19 protein-coding genes are annotated in these 20,703 nt (G+C 41.2%); 7 read left to right on the top strand and 12 right to left on the bottom strand.

The window, feature by feature from the left end:
- Positions 1 to 14: 14 nt before the first annotated feature.
- From L2737_RS09870 to L2737_RS09885, 4 genes are all read right to left on the bottom strand, one after another.
- Positions 15 to 1,031, bottom strand: coding sequence for an ArsJ-associated glyceraldehyde-3-phosphate dehydrogenase (locus L2737_RS09870; protein WP_102529228.1), 1,017 nt, complete (start codon positions 1,029 to 1,031; stop codon positions 15 to 17).
- Between the two features lie 49 nt (positions 1,032 to 1,080).
- A complete protein-coding gene (locus L2737_RS09875; protein ID WP_248955621.1) occupies positions 1,081 to 1,419 on the bottom strand; it encodes a metalloregulator ArsR/SmtB family transcription factor in 339 nt (112 codons plus the stop codon).
- 304 nt (positions 1,420 to 1,723) lie between these two features.
- Complete coding sequence (locus L2737_RS09880; protein ID WP_102529226.1) at positions 1,724 to 3,313, bottom strand: GMC family oxidoreductase; 1,590 nt, start codon at positions 3,311 to 3,313, stop codon at positions 1,724 to 1,726.
- 44 nt (positions 3,314 to 3,357) lie between these two features.
- On the bottom strand, positions 3,358 to 3,858 hold the full coding sequence (locus L2737_RS09885) for a TAT leader-containing periplasmic protein (protein WP_102529225.1): 501 nt from the start codon (positions 3,856 to 3,858) through the stop codon (positions 3,358 to 3,360).
- 166 nt (positions 3,859 to 4,024) lie between these two features.
- Between L2737_RS09885 and L2737_RS09890 the strand changes: the two genes are divergently transcribed.
- From L2737_RS09890 to L2737_RS09900, 3 genes are all read left to right on the top strand, one after another.
- A complete protein-coding gene (locus L2737_RS09890) occupies positions 4,025 to 4,987 on the top strand; it encodes a hydrolase (protein WP_248955622.1) in 963 nt (320 codons plus the stop codon).
- 3 nt (positions 4,988 to 4,990) lie between these two features.
- Positions 4,991 to 5,239, top strand: coding sequence for a YheU family protein (locus tag L2737_RS09895; protein ID WP_102529223.1), 249 nt, complete (start codon positions 4,991 to 4,993; stop codon positions 5,237 to 5,239).
- Positions 5,240 to 5,400: 161 nt separating this feature from the next.
- Entirely contained in the window at positions 5,401 to 6,276 is an 876-nt protein-coding gene (locus tag L2737_RS09900; RefSeq protein WP_102529222.1) for a phosphoribulokinase, read from the top strand.
- Positions 6,277 to 6,481: 205 nt separating this feature from the next.
- Here the strand turns inward: L2737_RS09900 and L2737_RS09905 are convergent, their stop codons facing one another.
- Positions 6,482 to 6,901 (bottom strand): hypothetical protein, encoded by a 420-nt coding sequence (locus L2737_RS09905; protein WP_248955623.1) that lies wholly within the window; start codon positions 6,899 to 6,901, stop codon positions 6,482 to 6,484.
- Between the two features lie 193 nt (positions 6,902 to 7,094).
- The gene (locus tag L2737_RS09910; RefSeq protein ID WP_198589600.1) at positions 7,095 to 7,886 is read right to left on the bottom strand and encodes a tetratricopeptide repeat protein; all 792 of its coding nucleotides are present in this window, start codon (positions 7,884 to 7,886) and stop codon (positions 7,095 to 7,097) included.
- 375 nt (positions 7,887 to 8,261) lie between these two features.
- Between L2737_RS09910 and crp the strand changes: the two genes are divergently transcribed.
- The 4 genes from crp to L2737_RS09930 all read left to right on the top strand — a co-directional run bounded on the left by crp (position 8,262) and on the right by L2737_RS09930 (position 11,365).
- On the top strand, positions 8,262 to 8,897 hold the full coding sequence (crp, locus tag L2737_RS09915) for a cAMP-activated global transcriptional regulator CRP (protein WP_102529220.1): 636 nt from the start codon (positions 8,262 to 8,264) through the stop codon (positions 8,895 to 8,897).
- Positions 8,898 to 9,049: 152 nt separating this feature from the next.
- Positions 9,050 to 9,334 (top strand): PepSY domain-containing protein, encoded by a 285-nt coding sequence (locus L2737_RS09920; protein ID WP_248955624.1) that lies wholly within the window; start codon positions 9,050 to 9,052, stop codon positions 9,332 to 9,334.
- Positions 9,309 to 9,983 carry a response regulator gene (locus L2737_RS09925; RefSeq protein ID WP_102529218.1) on the top strand — a complete coding sequence of 225 codons (675 nt, stop codon included), beginning with the start codon at positions 9,309 to 9,311 and terminating at the stop codon, positions 9,981 to 9,983. The genes L2737_RS09920 and L2737_RS09925 overlap by 26 nt, the downstream gene beginning before the upstream one ends.
- Entirely contained in the window at positions 9,980 to 11,365 is a 1,386-nt protein-coding gene (locus L2737_RS09930; RefSeq protein WP_248955625.1) for an ATP-binding protein, read from the top strand. The genes L2737_RS09925 and L2737_RS09930 overlap by 4 nt, the downstream gene beginning before the upstream one ends.
- A gap of 155 nt (positions 11,366 to 11,520) precedes the next feature.
- On the opposite strand, the gene L2737_RS09935 is transcribed toward L2737_RS09930, so the two are convergent.
- The 6 genes from L2737_RS09935 to L2737_RS09960 all read right to left on the bottom strand — a co-directional run bounded on the left by L2737_RS09935 (position 11,521) and on the right by L2737_RS09960 (position 20,612).
- Positions 11,521 to 12,321, bottom strand: a complete 801-nt coding sequence (locus L2737_RS09935) for a DUF1338 domain-containing protein (RefSeq protein WP_102529216.1) — start codon at positions 12,319 to 12,321, stop codon at positions 11,521 to 11,523.
- Between the two features lie 330 nt (positions 12,322 to 12,651).
- Positions 12,652 to 14,112 carry a succinylglutamate-semialdehyde dehydrogenase gene (gene astD / locus L2737_RS09940; RefSeq protein WP_229371160.1) on the bottom strand — a complete coding sequence of 487 codons (1,461 nt, stop codon included), beginning with the start codon at positions 14,110 to 14,112 and terminating at the stop codon, positions 12,652 to 12,654.
- Positions 14,113 to 14,122: 10 nt separating this feature from the next.
- Complete coding sequence (gene astA, locus L2737_RS09945) at positions 14,123 to 15,142, bottom strand: arginine N-succinyltransferase (RefSeq protein WP_102529214.1); 1,020 nt, start codon at positions 15,140 to 15,142, stop codon at positions 14,123 to 14,125.
- A 118-nt stretch (positions 15,143 to 15,260) separates the two neighbouring features.
- Positions 15,261 to 16,478, bottom strand: coding sequence for an aspartate aminotransferase family protein (locus tag L2737_RS09950; RefSeq protein ID WP_102529213.1), 1,218 nt, complete (start codon positions 16,476 to 16,478; stop codon positions 15,261 to 15,263).
- Positions 16,479 to 16,814: 336 nt separating this feature from the next.
- The gene (locus tag L2737_RS09955) at positions 16,815 to 17,957 is read right to left on the bottom strand and encodes an HDOD domain-containing protein (RefSeq protein ID WP_102529212.1); all 1,143 of its coding nucleotides are present in this window, start codon (positions 17,955 to 17,957) and stop codon (positions 16,815 to 16,817) included.
- Between the two features lie 171 nt (positions 17,958 to 18,128).
- Entirely contained in the window at positions 18,129 to 20,612 is a 2,484-nt protein-coding gene (locus L2737_RS09960) for a S9 family peptidase (protein WP_248955626.1), read from the bottom strand.
- Positions 20,613 to 20,703 lie beyond the last annotated feature (91 nt).

The raw sequence follows: 20,703 nt of genomic DNA on the forward strand, positions 1-20,703 counted from the left end.
TTAATCACATGTGACTACACGTCAGCTTTATCTTGCAAGCCCACTAAACGCATTAATTCAGCAGTACGATTTGCGTAACCCCACTCGTTGTCATACCAAACATAAAGTTTAAGCTGAGTATTATTAACAACCATGGTTGATTGCGCATCGATAACCGCTGAGCGAGGGTCTGTTTTATAATCAATCGAGACTAACGGACGCTCTTCATAACCAAGCACCCCATCAAGCTCGCCTTCTGCAGCTTGTTTAAGCAATTGGTTCACTTCCGTTTCAGTGGTGCTGCGACTCAGTTCAAAAACACAATCTGTAATTGACGCATTTGCTAATGGCACACGAATCGCATGACCATTTAAGCGGCCTTTCAGCTCTGGGAAAATATGCGTAATTGCTGTTGCAGAGCCCGTGGTAGTAGGAATAAGGCTCATGCCACATGCTCTTGCACGGCGTAAATCCTTGTGGGGAGCATCAAGAATAGTTTGAGTATTCGTAATGTCATGAATCGTGGTCATTGAACCATGAACAATACCTAGTGACTCATGGATGACTTTAACCACAGGTGCTAAACAGTTAGTGGTGCAGGATGCTGCGGTAACAATTGGGTGAATTGATTTATCATAATCTTGATGATTCACGCCCATAACTACATTTAACACACCGTCTTCTTTCACTGGAGCCGTCACTACAACACGCTTTACACCTTGATCAAGGTAAGCTTGCAGCTTTGCTTTGGTCTTCATCACACCTGATGCTTCAATAACAACATCACAGTTTGACCAATCAGTATCGGCAATAGCTTTATTGGCTGTGCAGACAATCTTATGACCATTAACTTCGATGGTATTATCATGCGCAACAGCTTCATGAGCCCAACGACCATGAACTGAATCAAAATTGACTAAATGAGCCAGTGTGGCTGCATCACCAGCTGGATCGTTAATTTGAACAAATTCAACGTCAGCCCAATCGAATGCTGCACGAAATGATAAACGTCCCATACGGCCAAAACCGTTAATTCCTACTTTAATTGTCATAATCTAGCCTTTCGTATAATAAAATAAGTTAAATCAGTGTTTGAAATCACTAACAACGATTACAGTTTGGTCTATTGACCATATCCGCTAAGCGCTTCAGATCAGCTTCAATGAATACGGTATTGCCTGATGCGGTTTGTGTAATAACGGTTTGAGCCCATTGAGGTAATGCATCATTAAGTCGGTAGTAAACCCACTGACCTTGCCTTCTATCGGTTAACAAACCTTCTTTTCTAAGTTGAGCTAAATGGCGTGATATTTTTGGCTGACTATCATCTAGCGCAGCCATTAGCTCACAGACGCACAACTCCTGATTAAGTGAAATTAAAAGTAAACTCTTCAATCGAGTTTCATCAGCTAAGCATTTAAAAAATATGCTGGGTTGCATAGTTAACCTCTATCATCTTGGTTTGTATTCAAGGTAAATAACCAAGAAAAGTATCAAAGTTCAAAATCGTTATAGATAATGCAGCAAGGATATGCGTAAAAACAGATATATGCAAATTCATATATATGCAAAATGAAATGTTTAATAAAAATGTCTTATTACTGAACATATTTTGACAAGGGGTAGCAACAAAAAACCGACTGGTTACAGTCGGTTTTATTGATTAAGCCTTCATATCATCAGTCTTTTAATCTGACTTTAGCGATTTATACTAAAAAGGTATTTATCCCAAATTAAGTGTCATTTATGTTTTGGCCGTTAAACGTTCAGCGAGTAACGTAGCATTTCGCGCCACTATGCCATAAATGGATAGTTGTGGATTAGCCCCTAAACTTGTTGGGAACATCGAGCCATCCATGACTGATAAGTTTTCAAAATAATGGGATTGCCCTTCACTGTTAATCATAGATAATGTTTTATCATCACCCATAGCACAGCCTCCCATAACATGTGCAGACGCAACAATCGTCTTGAGCAAACCGATATCCATAGTGGCTATGGTTTCCTTGGCTTGCGCCCAATTAAGCTGCATACCAATACCATCATTAATCGGTAATACTTTTTTAGCTCCTGCAGCAAACTGTAATTCAGCCATGGTCGCAAAGGCACGTCTTGCGGTATCCCAAAAAGGTTGTTCCAGTGGATAATCGAGCGCAAATCCTTTGTCAGTCAGCCTAACTTGACCACCGGGGCTTTGGTCAGAATAACCATCTCTTACAAGTGCTATCATCACTTGTAAGTTATTAAAGTGAGTCATAAGCTCTGCATGACTGCGACCATAACCAATCGTCTTAGATGCTATTAAAATCGGGTGAATTGGAGGCACTTCAAGTTTATAGCCCATTTCACCCGCTGCGCCATCTCGCCAAACAAATTCATCGGAATAGATAGATTGTGGTGCGCCGCTGTGACCATCAATTTGTTTATCAAAAAGACTGCCAGATAACAGCGTTGGATGTAAAAATGTTTTACCTAATAACTTATGTGGATCAGGGGTTTTAGCCCGCATTAAAATAGTCGGAGTGTGTATTGCCCCAGCGCTTAAAATATAATGCTTAGCGCTAAAAGTCAGCGTTGCTGCACTTGAACTGCCCGATTGCGCTTTAGCAGACAAGCCTTCAACTTTGTCCCCTTTATGCTTTAAATCAATAACTTTAGCATTTGAGATTAAGGTTGCGCCTTGCTCTAGCGCACTGGGAATTGTGGTCACTAGCATCGACTGCTTAGCATTTACTGGGCAACCCATTCCACAATAACCCGTGTTCCAGCAACCTTTCACATTGCGTTTGATAACAGTGTATTCCCAGCCGAGCTTTTCACAGCCTTCTTTCAAAGCCGCGTTATTCAAATTAGGCTGAAATTGCCATTCACTGATATTCAATCTGGCTTCCATTTTCTCAAACCAAGGTTGCAGGGATTCAGTGGATAAGCCTGTGACAGATTTTTCTTTTTCCCAAAAAGCTAACGCGTTATCAGGCGTTCGAATTGAAGTGGTCCAATTAACCGTCGTCGAGCCGCCAACGCTTCGACCTTGAAAAATTCCAATACCTTTATCAGAGGTTTTCATCGCCGCAGCTTGTTGGTATAAATCAGGATAGGCGGTGCGTTCCTCCATATTGAAGTCACTTGATGACTTTAAAGGGCCACCTTCTACCATAATCACACTAAGACCTGCTTGTGCCAGGATTTCAGCAGCTGTGCCGCCTCCAGCACCTGTGCCTACAATGACCACATCAGCTTCAAAGTGTTGATTTTCTGTCAATTGATTAGCATCAATATGCTGCCAACCAGCAGCTAAGCCAGTGGTAATCGGATCAATGATATTTGCAGCCATTTGTTACTCCAGAATTCATGTTAATTAGTGAAAATACAAACAGCTTAGGCATCCAAAAATGTAGGTTTAGCGTAGTGCAGACGTCCCCAATGTTCTGGGCAAGCGTAATAGCTAGAGATGATGAGTTCACGCAGCCCAATATAAGCAGTCTGCATCATCTCAAGAAAGTGATGGCGCCAATGCTCCAACATTTCATTCAGTTGTTCAGGCGATCTAAGCACCAATGGCGTAATGCTGCTGGTGAGAATAAGCAGGCCAAATCTTGATTCCAGCATGGTCAGTAACTGGGTTAATTCTTGCTTTTGATCTTCAGGCAATACACTGATTGTTTGGTTAATGGCAATAATGGTCCGATTTAAAAAAGCATCACGATAGTTGGCAACTTCTGGTAATGCGCCATCCATAAATATCGGAATAAGCACACTGAATAATAAGCGATGTGTGTCATCTGGGTTATCGTTTACTTCAGGCGTATACAAACTCACACCTAAAGCGAGCGCAGCTGTTCCTGTAAACGCCCCAGTTAAAAAGGTTCTTCTTTTCATTGTTATCCCTTTTCTATTGCCTACTTCTGTACGAAAGCACGGCCACAAATCAAACACTCCCAAGTGCCACATTTGTTGCCACAAAAGCATCTATGCTAAAGTGAACTCAATCAACATTTAAACATACGTTTGAATATTAACAAACCATTGCACATAAAATACCCATATGAAAAAGACTTTTTCACCACCATGGTGGGCTGTAAGTGCCCATATTCAAACGATTTTACCCGTATTTTTCAAAGTGGACAAACCAGAAGTTTTAAGACAACGCCAAGAACTATCAGATGGTGATTTCGTTGATTTAGACTGGGTGGGTGAAGCGGTAAATGGCCAACCTATTTTAGTCATTTTGCATGGTTTAGAAGGCAGCAGTGATTCTCACTATGTGCGTCGCATGCTTCAAGCAGCAAAAGAACAAGGTTTATGTGCCGTGGTACATCATCACCGTAGCTGCTCTGGCGAACCAAACCGCCTAGCACGCAGTTATCACAGTGGTGATACTCAAGATATTCACTTCACCCTCACTCAGTTAAACCAACAGTTTCCTGACTCAGCGTTATACGCTGTAGGCTATAGCTTAGGGGGTAATGTACTGGCGAAATATCAAGGCGAACAAGGTAGTGATAGTTTGCTAGACAAAACCATCATTGTTTCAGCGCCGTTATGTTTGGCCGCTTGTGCAAAAAAATTAGAAAGTGGCTTTTCTACGGTATATCAACAGCATTTAATTAAGCAGTTACAAGACAAAATGCAGGCAAAAGTTGCTGAAGCGCACTTGAGCACTGATATGCCAGTGACCGCGAAAGAAATTGCCGAATTAACAACATTCCATCTATTTGATGATAGAGTCACCGCCCCGCTACATGGCTTCAGCGATGTATATGATTACTATAATCGAGCGAGTGGTAAACCATTTTTAAAACAGGTACAAAAATCGACTTTAGTCATTCATGCTCAAGATGATCCCTTTATGACAGATGCAGTGATCCCATCCAATGAAGAATTGTCTGATCATGTCGAGTACGAACTACATCAAAACGGTGGTCATGTCGGCTTTATCTCTGGCGGTGTACCTTGGAAACCGACTTTTTATTTAGAGTCTCGCATCATCCAATTTATTAAAGGCTAATTCATGCTAATCCCTTACGAGGCGTTATTACAACTGCCGCAAGAAACACTTAATAACTTGATTAAAGAGTATTTATTAACTCAAGTTGAAGATGGATCTTTTGGTCAACTTGATGATCAACAAATTGCTGCAGCCATTGAAAAGTGTAAGCACTCTCTTAAGCTAGGCGAGCTCAAAGTAGAATTTAGCGAAGAAGATGAATCAATCGCTATAAGGCATAAAGATCAAATCATTTACCCAACTGCTGAGTAGGATTAACATTGCAGCATTGACCTCAATCGATTCAGCCCGTATAAATAGAGTCTGTTTTTCTTCAAGTTTAATCATGAAAGTGTTAACGATGAGCAGAACGATAAAACACTGAACTGTCTCAGTTATTTAGCTAATTTTCACGTTTGATCTAGGTAGGATAAATGTCAACAAAACATCCCATTATTGCTGTTACTGGCTCTTCAGGAGCTGGCACAACAACAACGACAACGGCATTTACTCATATCTTCCGTCAACTGGGCATCAATGCAGCTTTTATTGAAGGTGATAGTTTTCATAACTTTACCCGTGCAGAAATGGAAGTGTTAATCCGCAAGTCTCAAGCTGAAAATCGCAATCTTAGTTATTTTGGCCCTGAAGCAAATAACTTCGTCAAACTCGAAGAGTGCTTCCAAAGCTATTCAGATACAGGCCAAGGCCAAACCCGCAGTTATTTACACACTTTTGATGAAGCAGTGCCATTTAACCAAATGCCAGGCACATTCACTCAGTGGCACCCTCTTCCTGAAAATACCGATATGCTGTATTACGAAGGGTTGCATGGTGGTGTTGTTACCGAAGATGCCAATGTCGCTAAGCATGTAGACTTATTGATTGGCATGGTGCCGATTGTCAATTTAGAGTGGATCCAAAAGATCATTCGAGATACATCAGATAGGGGTCATAGCCGTGAAAAAGTCATGGGTTCAATCGTTCGCAGTATGGATGATTACATCAAACATATGACGCCACAATTCTCGCGCACTCATATTAACTTTCAACGGGTGCCGACTGTAGACACCTCTAACCCATTTAGCGCCAAAGATATTCCCAGCCTAGATGAAAGCTTTGTGGTGATTAGGTTCCGCGATATTAACAATGTCGACTTCCCTTATTATCTCAGCATGATTGATGGCTCATTTATGTCTCGAGTCAATACCTTAGTGGTACCGGGTGGTAAAATGTCATTAGCAATGGAGTTAATTCTAACCCCATTGATCAAAGAGTTAATGCATAAGAAAGCCGCAGAAAACGCTTAATACTGAGTCACATTCTTACTAAATGAACGATTATTACTTATGGTTGTTTAAGCTTGTTTTAAGCCATAGGTATTATCATCTCCACTATCGGGATTTCAGGCGAAAGAACGATAGTTGATGTGCTCATGGGTGTTAATTCCCCCATCTTTATCTGTTAGCGCACTTGGGCATATCAGCAAACCTACTTTTAGCACGCTCTTCTTCGTTAGTTTAATGACACTAGCAAGATTTTGATTTCAGCCCGCACGCTGTCCACTTGTTCAATAATTTGATTCGCTGCTGCTTCATTTTCAGGCATATTCTGCCATTGAGTCGTCCATACTTGTGTTAATTGCTGCGACTGCTCAATTACAGGCTTACCGGTTAAACTACTCAAATCTTCTATCAGTCCAACTTTTACCCAGCCAACTCTTGGGTTGCCAAGCTTTAAGTCTTGATCATAATAAGCGGCATAAACCAATTGCTGCAATTGTGCTAACTCAAGTAACATTTCAAAACTCGCGGTTCTCACATTACTATTGTGTTCAGTTATTTCCATTCGCCAAACATTGTATGAAAAACCCATCAACGAAAATAATAAGCTAAAAATGACTGTTAACTGATACCACTTCAATTGTTGATTCATCAAATCACCTCAAAGCTAAATAAAACACCAAAACAAAGCCACCATGCCTATGCTTGAATGATTAAAAACTCGATTTCAATCATTCAAGCATAGGCATTAATAGTTCTTACAGAGAGATGGAATAGAAAATCTTTGAAGTAAAAACAAAAAAACGGCCAACAGGCCGTTTAAGATAGAAAGGTTTGCGTGACACTTAATCCATTAAGGGAATGACTTCTCGGTAAGCCTGACGCTGACGGTACTGCTCGAGACGCATAATAAATTCATCACTCTGTGCCACTTCCGGATCTTGCTTTAAAGCTTCAATCGCTTTTTGCTGAGTATCAACAGCTAACTCAAATTCACCCATTTCAGCATAACCTGCAGCAAGATTATCTAAGTTAGTCGGATCATTGGCATTATTTTCCAGCAACTGTAATGCTAACTCAACAGCACGTGAACCATCTCTATATTGCTCTTCAGGACAAGTGGCTAAAATCCAAGCCACATTGCCTAATGCGATACTGTCACCGACTTGATTAAACTGATCGAGTGCTTTACCACAGTTACGTTCAACCCCATCACCACCAGCTGAATAGATAAAACCTAAACGAAAGTGAGCGCGAGGATCGCCTTGCTGCGCTAACGTCTGATACCACTGCTCAGCCACTCCAAGGTTTCTCGGTAATAATTTACCTTCAAATGATAAGTCTGCGATAGTTTGCTGAGCTTTAATATGATCTTGCATCGCCGCTTGTTCAACCCAGTACAGTCCTTGCTCTGTATCTTGGTCAACAAAGCGCCCTGCCAAGTTCATCAGGCCTAACAGGAATTGTGCATCGGCATTGCCTTCAGCAGCACGTAATTGAATGTGCACAAGTTTAGTGCCTGCTTGGGATTCTAATGAAGCAGGAATAGAAAAAGCATGAGCAGGTGTTACAGCACTGCCAAGCATAAATAACGAGCAAGCAAGCCCTAGATTTAATAGCTTTTGAGAATATTTCAAATCAACCCCTACAACTCAACTTCATTTGGTAATCGAATTAACAATAACTATCAATTAGTGGTTTTACAATAAAGGAAATGTGTTTAAGTCTGAAAATATCAGCATTAATAGCGAACTGAGAGTAAAAAAACAGTCAAAATATTGATTTAATAGTTACTTAAAGACTTGCTAAATAATTTAACGCACACTAAATTAGATTGACATAGTTATCTAATGTAGCAAAAATAAATCTTAAATTTAATAAGTTAATACTGACTTAGTCGCGTTTTTCATAATGTTAAACTCGATCTTCATCAAGGTTTTACAGCGACAAGTCACGTACAATTACTTTATTAGATAGTCCTTACTTTCATTTTATCAATCGAGGAAATAAACATGGCTCTGATTGGCAAGCCTAAACCTGATCCAACTTTGGAGTGGTTTCTTTCACACTGTCACATCCATAAATACCCAGCAAAAAGCACCTTGATACACGCAGGTGAAGAATCTGACACGCTTTACTACATCGTAAAGGGCTCGGTAGCTGTATTGATTAAAGATGAAGAAGGTAAAGAAATGATCCTTTCTTACCTTAATCAGGGTGATTTCATCGGTGAACTTGGTTTATTCGAAGAACAAGCAGAACGTACAGCTTGGGTTCGTGCAAAACAACCATGTGAAATCGCAGAGATTTCTTATAAGAAATTCAAGCAACTGATTCAGGTTAATCCTGAAATCCTAATGAAGCTTACTGCTCAAATGGCTTACCGCCTGCAAAGCACTAGCCAAAAAGTAGGTGATTTAGCATTCTTAGATGTTGCTGGACGTATTGCTCAAACTTTATTACATCTTGCTAAACAGCCAGATGCAATGACTCACCCAGATGGCATGCAAATAAAGATCACTCGTCAAGAGATTGGTCAGATTGTAGGTTGTTCGCGTGAAACTGTTGGCCGTATTTTGAAAATGCTTGAAGAACAAAGCCTTATTCAAGCTCACGGTAAAACTATAGTCGTATATGGTACTCGTTAAGTTAAGCTTCAGCTTGATTTAAGAGTAATTAATTAAAGTGATAATTAGTCAATCTGATTATCACTTTTTTTATGGGAGTCTTTCCAATGAGGCTGCTGCCAGCGCTTTTTCTCAGTCTATTTGCATACACTCTCAGCTCAACGACACATGCAATGACAAACGAGCTTCAACATGATGAAGTTCAGCGCTTGGTCACATCTGGTAGCATTCGTTCACTTGATTATTCCCTTACTTTACTTGCACAATACTGTGAAGGTGAATTAATTGATGCCAGCCTCTATCAAGAGGATGATAAATGGCGTTATGATTTACAATTAAAGTTAAAAAAAGGGCATGTTATCCATTTATCTATCGATGCAACAAATGGAATGCCAGAGTCTATTGACCAACTACCAAGTGAATGCCAAATAAATGAAACTGCTACTCGTCGAAGATAATACCCTTTTAGTTGCTGAACTTGAGAAACAACTTAAACAAGCTGGCTATGTTACAGATGTCACTGACAAAGCTGTTGAAGCAGACTATCTAATTAAAGAAACCCAATACGATTGTGTCATTCTAGACATAGGCCTCCCTGACGGTAATGGCTTAACGCTAGTACAGTCTTGGCGCGAAAAAGGCATCGATACTCCCGTTATCATGCTAACCGCCCGAAGTCAGTGGCATGAAAAAGTTGAAGGTTTTAATGCTGGCGCTGATGACTACCTTGGCAAACCTTTCCATGCCCAAGAGTTATTAGCACGTGTTCAAGCACTTATTCACCGTGCCCATGGCCGACTTAATACCTCATCAAAGCAATTAAGCTATGGCGGCATTACATTAGATGAAGCCGAGCAGAGAGTGCATATCGGTGAAAACCATTTTGAATTAACCGCGATGGAGTTTAGATTGCTTAAAATCTTCCTGATGTCGCCTAAAAAGTTACTCTCAAAAGCCCAATTGACAGACAAACTATACCAATTTGATGATGAGAAAGAGTCAAATGTTGTAGAAGTTTACGTCACTCATTTACGTAAAAAACTCGGTAAAACGGCCATTGAAACTCGACGCGGCCAAGGATACATCTTTCACGGCATCGTGGAATGATATCGATCCGCAGTAAGCTAAGCTTATGGCTCAGTGCACTCATTATTATTGCGACAGTCATTGGACTCATACTGTTTGAGTCCATGCTGCGACAAGCTTTTCACGACTCTATCATCAATCGACTCGAAGAAGATTTAGAGCACATCATTCTGGCAAGTCACATTAATGCTGGCGAAATCATTATCGACCAAAATGAGCTGTCGAGCTTTTACAAACCCGCATACTCTGGGCGCTACTTTCAGTTTAATTCAGAAAGCCAAGTCATTCGTTCTCGCTCCCTATGGGATGTACAACTCGACATTGAACTACTTGAGCAAAACCAAACTCGCGTCTGGCAAGCCAAAGGGCCAAAAAATAATGATATGCAGTTATTATCTATTGGCTTAGGTTCCACCAGCGGTCAGAAAGTGGCAACGTTAACTGTTGCCCAGGATTTAAGTATTGGCAGGCGGGTATTTAGTGAAGTATTTGGTACTAAGCTTGCAATCAATATCGCCATGCTGCTAGCAATGATTGGCGGTATTTTTATCATTATCAGGCAATCTTTTAAGCCTGTAAAATCCATTCAGGATTCACTCGCTAAACTTAGGCAAGGTGAAATAAACTCTCTCGAGATTAATCAGATCCCAGTAGAAATAAAGCCGTTAGCAGAAACCTATAACGAACTATTGGATTACACCGCCAATCAAATCGAGCGTAGCCGTAATAACCTGGGTAATTTAAGCCATGGTCTAAAAACCCCGCTTGCTGTGATGCAGCAGCAAGTTGAAGTGCTCGGTTTATCCAATCCTGAATCTGCCGAAGCTATGCAACAGCAACTCGATCAAATTCGCAATATGATTGAACGTAAACTTGCCGCAGCTCGTATCACCGGCGATATGCTCCCCGCTGCACAAATGGTCATTCCAAGAGATTTCGAGGCGCTCACCAATACTTTAGATAAAGTCCACCACCATAAACAAATTGATTGCAGCGTCAATATCATTGCCAATATCAACCGACTGCCTATTCACCGTGAAGATGGGATGGAACTGTTTGGTAATCTATTAGACAACGCCTATAAGTGGGCACAATCAAATATCATTGTCGATATCGACGTCATAGCCAGTAACAGTAAAACGAGTGAGGTTAATTCAGGTCAAACTCTGACACTCACGATAGAAGATGATGGACCTGGTGTGAATGATGATCAACTCAATCAGTTAACCAATCGCGGTAAGCGTTTAGATGAGGCTGTTGTAGGCCATGGGCTTGGCTTATCCATCGTCAAAGAGATTATTGAACAGTATGGATACAATTTGACGTTTGACCGTTCAGAGCGCTTAGGTGGGCTCAGAGTAACTATTGCATTTAACAATCCGAAAGTGATGACCAGCGTCTAATCGCTCAATCTTCTATACCAGACACTAAAAAGCCCTGAGTCATTTAAATAACATAAAATGACTCAGGGCTTGTTCAATAAAAAGCAATAACCACAATAATCAGCTTGTTGCAGTTTCAGTTTCAGTTTCAGTTTCAGTTTAAATAAACCAAAACTTTAGCCTGCAGCGTTAGTGCTTTCAAAAATTTTATCGGCAGAAGCCGCAACAAAGCCTGTATACAAATTGCCATCCGTCATTGGGTATCGGCGAGCAAACTCATAAAAACAGGTTGGGATTTCTAATTCACCATCCGCAAAAGTAACCATCATTCTGTCAGCCATCGTCGAAGATTGCTCTAACAAAACTTCCGCTGAACCTTTCACTTCACCGCCTGAAGTGTTCAATTTAAAGCCGGCACTTTTCAATGCTTCATTGACTGACTCAATACGTTCAAACTCTGGCAGCGCATTGATTGATACTGTGAAATGGTTTGCGCGATAGCCAATAGCGGCAACCCAAGCGGCATATTCACTTTCAGCTAATAGTGTTTTGTAGCTTGCAAGATCCACATTCCAATGACGACCAGAATAAAGGAAATTATCCGCTTTAGTTGCGCTCTCATCCACTTGGTCAATTAAACCATGAATTATGGTTTGCGCTTTAGGGCTAAACTCTTCAACTAATAGCTCAGAGATAAAGACTTTTGGTTGATTTGCATCAGGATGCTCAAAGTGTTTGGCGATTAATTTCTTTTGCTCAAAGTTGTAATCACCACAAGCCACATAACCAATGGACTCGAAATGTTCGGCAAGCACTGATAAGTTAACTTTAGCAATGTTAAAGGTTCTCAAAGCAATATGATCATTAATGATCGGCTCGCCGTTACTGAGTAACTTATGAATACTATCCGCTGATGGCGTCATGTTGATATAGTCTTGCCATAATGCAGCGAACAAAGCGTTTACGTCGGTATGCATAATAAAATCCTTCTTTATAAAAAAGGCAATGAGTAAGGGCCTGTTGATCTTTCAAGGTTGCTTTTGCAGCGAATTGTTGGCCATTTGTACAAGGCAGAGACTTTGAGGTGTAGTTATTCTACATAAAAAGTCAATAACGCAGTAAAAGTGGCCAACAAACGCTGCCCGAAGGGTTCGGCTAAAAACATTTTACTCTTTGTTGAATGGCTTTTGCTTAGGTGACTAGGCATCAATCCATTCGCCTCAATTAAAACGTTTTTAACTCGAACAAAATTCAACCAGAAAAGATTAGCAGGCCCTAGTCATTGCCTTAGCAGCTTTATTGTTATTTTAAATTGAAAGCCCTGGGCTTAAGTTTGCTGGCAAGCTAACACTGTCTGCTTCCACTGAAGCAACAGGGTAAGCACAGTAATCAGCAGCATAAAATGCGCTTGCACGATGATTACCAGAAGCGCCAACGCCACCAAATGGTGCTGAACCTGAAGCACCCGTGATTTGCTTATTCCAATTAACGATACCTGCACGAATGCGCGCTAAGAAGTAATCATAATCTTCACGGCTGTCAGCTAAGATACCTGCAGATAAGCCATAACGCGTGTTATTCGCCATATCAATCGCATTGTCAAAATCTTGGTATCTAACAAGTTGCAGTAATGGACCAAAGTATTCTTCATCTGGTAATTCAGCAATCTCAGTGACATCAATTAAACCAGGAGACACTAAGCCAGTACCCGCTTCAACATGCGTTAACTCAACTAAAGATTGACCACCAAGCGCTTGTAATTCTGCTTGTGCAGCAACCATACCTTTAGCTGCGCCCTCAGAAATCATAGAACCCATAAATGGTTGTGGCTGTGCATTCCAGCTACCGACTTTAATTTGCTTAATGGCAGCAATAAGTTGCTCAATTAATGCATCACCCGCGCTGCCTTGCTCGATATAAAGACGACGAGCACAAGTACAACGTTGACCTGAAGAGATATACGCTGACTGAATAATATCGTGAACAGCGGCTTTAGTATCTTGAACATCTTTGATGATTAATGGGTTATTACCGCCCATTTCAAGTGCTAAAATTTTGCCTGGGTGACCTGCATATTGTTGATGCAGTAAATGACCCGTACGCGAACTGCCCGTAAAGAACAAACCGTCGATTTGTGGATGAGACGCTAATGCCTTGCCCGTTTCAAGCTCACCTTGAACAAGGTTAATCACCCCTTGTGGCAATCCTGCTTTATCCCAAAGCTTCAGCATTTCTTCTGCCACTTTCGGAGTCAGTTCAGACGGCTTAAATACCACAGTGTTACCAGCAAGCAATGCAGGAACAATATGGCCATTAGGTAAGTGACCTGGGAAGTTATAAGGACCAAATACCGCAACAACACCGTGAGGCTTGTGACGCAATACTGCACGTCCAGCTGGAATATCGTTGGTTTCTGTACCAGTACGTTTATCGTGAGCTGCTGCTGATAGGCCAATTTTACCTATCATCGCGCCAACTTCTGTAGCAGTTTCCCACTGCGGCTTACCGGTTTCTTGTGCAATCACTTCAGCAAGCTCAGCTTTATGTGCTTCAAGTTCACTGCGGTATGCTTCAACGATAGCTAAACGCGCTTCATAACCCAGCATAAACCAATCAAATTGTGCTGCACGAGCAGCATCAATCGCAGTATTCACTTGAGCTGCAGTTGCAGTTTTACCACTCCAGATAACCTCACCGTTAGCTGGGTTAACTGATGTTACTTCATGGCCTTCGCCATTAGACCATTGGCCTTTAATAAATTGTGTCATTTGTTCTGTCCTAAAGTTCTAGTACGCGAATGTTATCGCCATTAGCCACTTTCAATGCTTCAGCCAACTCTGGGCTGAGCGTTACCTTGTCATGCTTATCCGACACCTTCACTTTTGCCGCTGTCGCGCGATAATCCGCTAACAAAGTATTGGCAATAATGTATTGGTGGTCTGCATGAGGCATTTTGCCGATGGTTACTGTGAGCTCTCTGCTCAGCTGAACTGAACGAATATCATTTAATGCACACTCTACAGTTGGGCCACCATCAAAAATATCGACGTAGTTTCTAAATTTAAAGCCTTCAGCTTGAAGCAATTTCAATGCTGGCTTGGTGTTGCGATGCACTTCACCGATCACTTTTTGCGCTTTTTTAGGTAAAAGGCACACATGAATTGGACTTCGCGGCATCATTTCAGCCATAAAGGCTTTCTTACCTAAACCTGAGAGATAATCAGCTTCAACAAAATCGATACCGAGGAAATGATCTTGTAACCATTCATAAAAAGGCGAGTCGCCCTTTTCATCGCTAACGCCACGCATTTCGGCAATGACCGTGCTGCCAAAACGTTGCTCATGTTGCGCTAAAAATAAGAAGCGTGAACGTGACAGCATGCGGCCGTTATAGCCACGACGATAATCTTTATTCAAAAATAAAGTACACAACTCTGCCGCACCAGTGTAGTCATGGCACAAGGTCAGGGTTTCAACTTCATTACGAACTGAGATTTGTTTTGAATGATAAACTTCAGTACCTAAACGGTAATGATAAAAGGCATCTTCCATTCCAACAGCGGCTTCGATACCACAGGTACCGACAACTTCATTGGTTTTCAGATCTTCAAGCACCATCAAATAACCTTCATCAAAAGGCTTTTCAACTTGCTTGGAAAAAGAGGCTTCTGCACGAGCGATTTTCGATCGCAATAGCTCTTCGTTGACAGGCAGAGATGTAAACCCATGTCCTGACTCAACAGCTACCTTGTATAGAGCATCGTAATCACTGGCGCGAATTGGTCGAATGATTAGCATCAAACTCTCCTAAAATAACACCTATAAAGCCAGTATTTATGCCTTCAGGCTTAAATACTTAACCTCATTGGTTACCCAAACAAAAAAGCGCAACCCAATGGTTGCGCAATTTTATCAATTAACCTGCAACTACTTTAGCTACAGCACGTTCAAAACGCGCTAAACCTTCAGCAATATCGGCTTCTGGGATCACAAGAGAAGGAGCAAAACGCACTACGTTAGCACCAGCAATCAGGCTCATTAAACCTTCTGCAACTGACGCAACAAGGAAGTCACGACTACGACCAGCGTATTGTTCATTCAGTACAGCACCTAACAACATGCCTTGGCCGCGTACTTCTTCAAATACATTATATTTAGCATTAATTGCCGCTAAACCATCACGGAATAATTGCTCGCGATGCTTAACACCGTTAAGTACTTCAGGTGTATTAACGACATCCATTACAGCGTTACCAATAGCACACGCTAGTGGGTTACCACCATAAGTAGAACCGTGAGTACCAATTTTTAAATGTGCTGCAATTTTAGCAGTAGTCAGCATTGCTGCGATTGGGAAGCCGCCACCTAATGCTTTAGCACTGGTTAAAATATCAGGTACGATATCTGTGCCCATGTATGCGAATAGCTCACCAGTACGGCCAACACCTGTTTGTACTTCATCAAAAATAACTAATGCGTCATGCTTATCAGCTAAAGCACGAACCGCTTTAAGGAATTCTGGGTCACCATTGATAATTCCGCCTTCGCCTTGAAGCGGCTCAAGCATAATGGCACATGTATTATCTGAGATGACTGCTTCAAGTGCAGCAATATCATTGAATGGTACGTGAGTAACACTTTGTGGCTTAGGGCCGAAACCATCAGAATAAGCCGCTTGGCCACCAACAGTAACAGTAAAGAAAGTACGACCGTGGAAGGCTTTATCAAATGCAATGATTTGATCTTTTTGTGGACCGTGATTTTCTAGTGCGTAACGACGAGCTAGTTTCAGCGCAGCTTCGTTAGCTTCTGCGCCCGAGTTAGCAAAATAAACACGTTCAGCAAAAGTGGCATTAACTAACTTAGTCGCCAACTCAAGTGCTGGTTCGTTAGTCATTACATTTGAAAGATGCCAAAGTTTTTCGCCTTGTTCTTTAAGCGCGCCAACTAGAGCTGGATGACAATGACCTAAACAGTTCACTGCAATACCACCAGCAAAGTCAATAAACTCGTTACCTTGTTGATCCCAAACTCGGCTACCTTCACCGCGAACAGGAATTACTGCTGCAGGCGCATAATTAGGCACCATAACTTCATCAAATTGGGCACGTGTTAAGTTCATTTCAACGCTCATTACTTTTCGTCCTTTGGTTATTAAGTGATTTAAAAATCACTCTAGTCCGCTGTCTGTATTGGTTTTGGTTTAGTATCGCAGCGGTTGCTTGTCTAACTTGAAGGTCATTATTAGCTAAAATGTGATCAAAATACCAGTTTTTAGCTGTTAACTATTCATTACTGAAATGATTAGTGAATAAAGAGTGATAAAAATGCGCATACAAAGTACTTATATTGCTAAATTTGAGCATAAATAGTCATAAAAAAAGTTATTTGAACTCGATTTACTTAGCTATTCATCAAATATGCATAATTAGACAAGTCAATTTAGTCAATCACAGTCCCATTACTGTGATTACACTAAATCCAATTTGCGGTAGTTTTGCCCTTTCAGCCTGATAAGTTCCTGCTCAGTAAATTCATAATAATCAAACATCACACGCTTTTCTTGGGGTTCAATTAGGCGAGATTCTTCTAACAATAACACTTTCGCGAAGCAGCTCGCTTTCGCGACGATGGCACTTTCAGCAGAGAACTCGCTAAAGTGGTAATTAAAATCGAGCTCTTTTAGTATTTTTGTCAGCTTACTGTTTTCAAATTCAAGTAAATCCAGCATTTGCCAATTTAACTGCTCACCATGAGACATTACCTTGCTAAATACTTCATTTGCAGGAAACTCAGATGCCATCACAGCATCGTAGAGATTCTTATCTCCTTTAGCACTCGTTTCTCGCAGCCAAGTGCCCCAGGTTTTCTCAAACTGCCTTGCGCTAGCATTCAAGATAGTCGCACTGCCTAATTGCTTCATGAGCGACGCGCTGTAAACCAGCGCCGCATCTTTCTCATGCAATACTGCTAGGGCTTTGGCTGCAATTGCAGTCATCATGCTATATCGCCATAGCTTTCTGGTGGTCCAGACTAGATTAGCATTACCAGAAGGCAACCAATTACGTAGGCAAAAGTAAGGTATTACCGCTTGTAAGTTTTCAATGCCAATATAATTAAGGACTAACTTAATATCAGTGACTTTAACTTCCGAGCGCTGAGGTCTTCTATGGCTTGATGCTGGGCTATTAATTAAATTGACTAAATCGGTATACAACCAGGAGATGTTTTCGACTAAGGGGCGGATACGACGAAGATCAGGGTCTTTATTCAATAGTAAATCAAGTAGTAAGACTTGTGACTCAGCTAGACCAGATTGTTCCAGCATTTGTTTAGGTGAGCTAATTTGATGCTCTAGGGCATTCATCACTGTGATGGTCAGCTGCTCAGAAATACGCTTAAGCACATGCTGAGCTTTTGCTTGCTCTTCCATGCGCGCCTTAATGGCTTTACGCTCGACTTCTAATTTATTGGCATCATCCTCAAGCTGTTTATCGCGATCATCAAACTGCTGGGTCAGCTTTTCTTTCCCTACAATAAGTTGTTTATATAATCGATTTTCAACTTCGATGACTTTTCCTGGTCTGACTCCACCTGCTACCGACACTGCCACTACTGCAAACCTTTAACCTTGATACATGTTGGTGATAATAAAGGATATCGGCCGCTTTATGTATCAATTGAGCGTAATAATCAAAAAAGAAAGACATAAAAAAGCTTCCAATAGGAAGCCCTTTTAAGGTGAAGCGCTTCATGCATGGCATAAAGTGCTAATTTTCAATATTTACTTAAGCTCTTGCTCAAATAGTTTGTATATACGACGGTATTCATCTAACCAACTTGATGGCTGTCTAAAGCCATGCGGTTCAACTGGGTAAATCGCCGTCTCAAACATTGGTTTTTCAAGTTCAATTAAACGTTGTACTAAACGTACACTGTCTTGGAAGAAAACATTATCGTCCAGCACACCACTCATGATCAGCAGCGGCTTTTCTAAACCTTGAGCATGCTCAATTGGCGAGCTGCGCTCATAAGCGATAGGGTCGACATCGGGCGTATTAAGAATATTCGAAGTGTAAGGTGCATTATAATGTGCCCAGTCCGTCACTGGACGTAATGCTGCGCCAGCTTGGAATAACTCTGGTTCATTAAATAATGCCATGAAGGTTAAGAACCCGCCGTAAGAACCACCATAGGTACCCACTTTAGCAGTATCGACATTGGTGTGTTTTGCCATCCAGCTAACACCGTCTTTTAAATCTTCAACTTCAGGGTGCCCCATATTACGGTACACAGCGGTGCGCCAGTCACGCCCGTAGCCCTTAGAACCACGATAGTCCATGTCCATTACCACATAACCTTGCTGTGTCAGTAGGTTATGGAACATAAACTCACGGAAGTAACCTGAGAAACCATTATGGGCATTTTGTAAATAACCAGCGCCATGATTAAAGATGACCGCAGGGTATTTATCAGCATTAGCAGCATCGTACCCTTGAGGCAAATACACTCTGGCATAAATATCTTTAGCACCATGAGTTGAAGGAACTTTTACTACTTGCGGCGCTTGCCATGCGTATTGGCTAAACGCTTTGCTGGTGTATTGAGTTAATTGTTTAAGCTCGCCACCTATTGGCTGTATGTATAGCTCATTTGGGTTTACAGCTGTAGAAGCTGTCAGTAACAATGATTGACCGTCTGGGCTTAGTTTGTAATCTAAAGTGCCTGCCCACTCGGTTAATTGTTCAGTCTTACCAGTTGCAATCTCTACACGGTAGACATTGTAAGTGCCAGGATGGTCTTTATTCGCACGGTAATATAAATGGCTTGCATCTGGTGATAATGTTACTTGATCAACGACATACTCGCCTTTAGTTAAAGCGGTAGTTTTACCATCTGCTTTGACATATAACTGAGAGAATCCAGATTCTTCAGACAAGTAATAAAACTTATCTTCACCGGTAACCCAACCAAACTGGTTAAAAGTATAGTTAATCCAAGCATCATCATGTAAACGATGTTCAGTCTCAAGCTTGCCAGACTGTAGATCGACACTTGCGATCCAACGATCTTTGTTATCATGGGCTTCCATCATTACAAGCAATTTATTGTCAGTGTCATGCCATTGAATGGCACTTTGACCCCAACCCCAGTCTTGCATTAACTGCAGAACACGCGGCTCAGGCTTACTTGTGTAACTTTCGCCTTTGGCTTTAGCATTTTCTGCTTTAACTGATGCCAATACATCTTCATCAAAGCCAGTTAAACCTTCAATCGTGATGTCTTTTTTTACATGCTCAACTAGGTCAAGTAATACTAACCTTTCGCCTGGATAGTTGTCTTCTGCCACTCTTGCTCTTGCAGGTACAGCGTCTACATAACCATCTTTGCCTAGGTAGTTAGGCATGATGTCATGTTCAGCTCGCCAGCTATAATTTTTATCTGATAAAGCGACAACAAGATAACGACCATCAGCAGATAAACTCATTTCATCGACAGTTTCACTGTCACCTAAGTACCAGGTTTTAGGTGCAAATGTCGGATCTTGTGCTGCTAATTCTTCTGCATATTCTGCTCGAGATTTATTCTTGTCATGCTGTAGTGCAACATAAGCAATTAGGCGGTGTTGCTGTTTAGCAATATATGACTCAGGGTCTTTAACGCCCGCAGGCGCTTTAGCCATTTGAATATCAACAAGTTGCTCAGTCATACCTGTGTCTAAATGTAATTTGAACACACTGTTACCTTGCATATAAGCAAGATCGCCTGAGTTTAAAAACTTAACGTCATCAATTGCATTATTTTGACGAGTTAATTGTTTAATCTCACCGGAGTTAAGTTGTTTAACAAAGATATTGCCTTTGTAAATATAGGCTTTTTGAGACTTGTCAGTATTAAACACACCACTTTTTTGATCTGCTAAATGTAACTGGTTAAGTTTAAGAATCGTAGCTTGAGACTGATTGATGCCTTGTTGGTATACATCCGCAATCGCAGATTGGTGCTCTTGGCGACTAAAATAAACTGACTGGCTATCGTCAGACCAATAAGCATTCTTAGCTAACAATCCCATCCAATCAGGATTAGCCATAATTTGATTCAAGGTCAATGCTTGCTCAGCTTGCGGTGGCATAGCGAATGGCACTACCACACTGGCTGATTGATTAGATACGGTCGAAGAGTCATTGTTGCTTGCTGTAGCGCTGCAACCTGAAATTATTGCGAGAGAAAGCGCACTCAATGCGGCATTTCGCAGTAGCCTGGTCATATTAAATCCCTTGTCATCAAAGATGAATGATATATTCTCGCCTAAACGTTAAAAAGTTTGGCAAGTACTTTTATTATTGGCCTTTTATATC

Source organism: Shewanella electrodiphila (assembly GCF_023283985.1).
Classification (GTDB): domain Bacteria; phylum Pseudomonadota; class Gammaproteobacteria; order Enterobacterales; family Shewanellaceae; genus Shewanella; species Shewanella electrodiphila.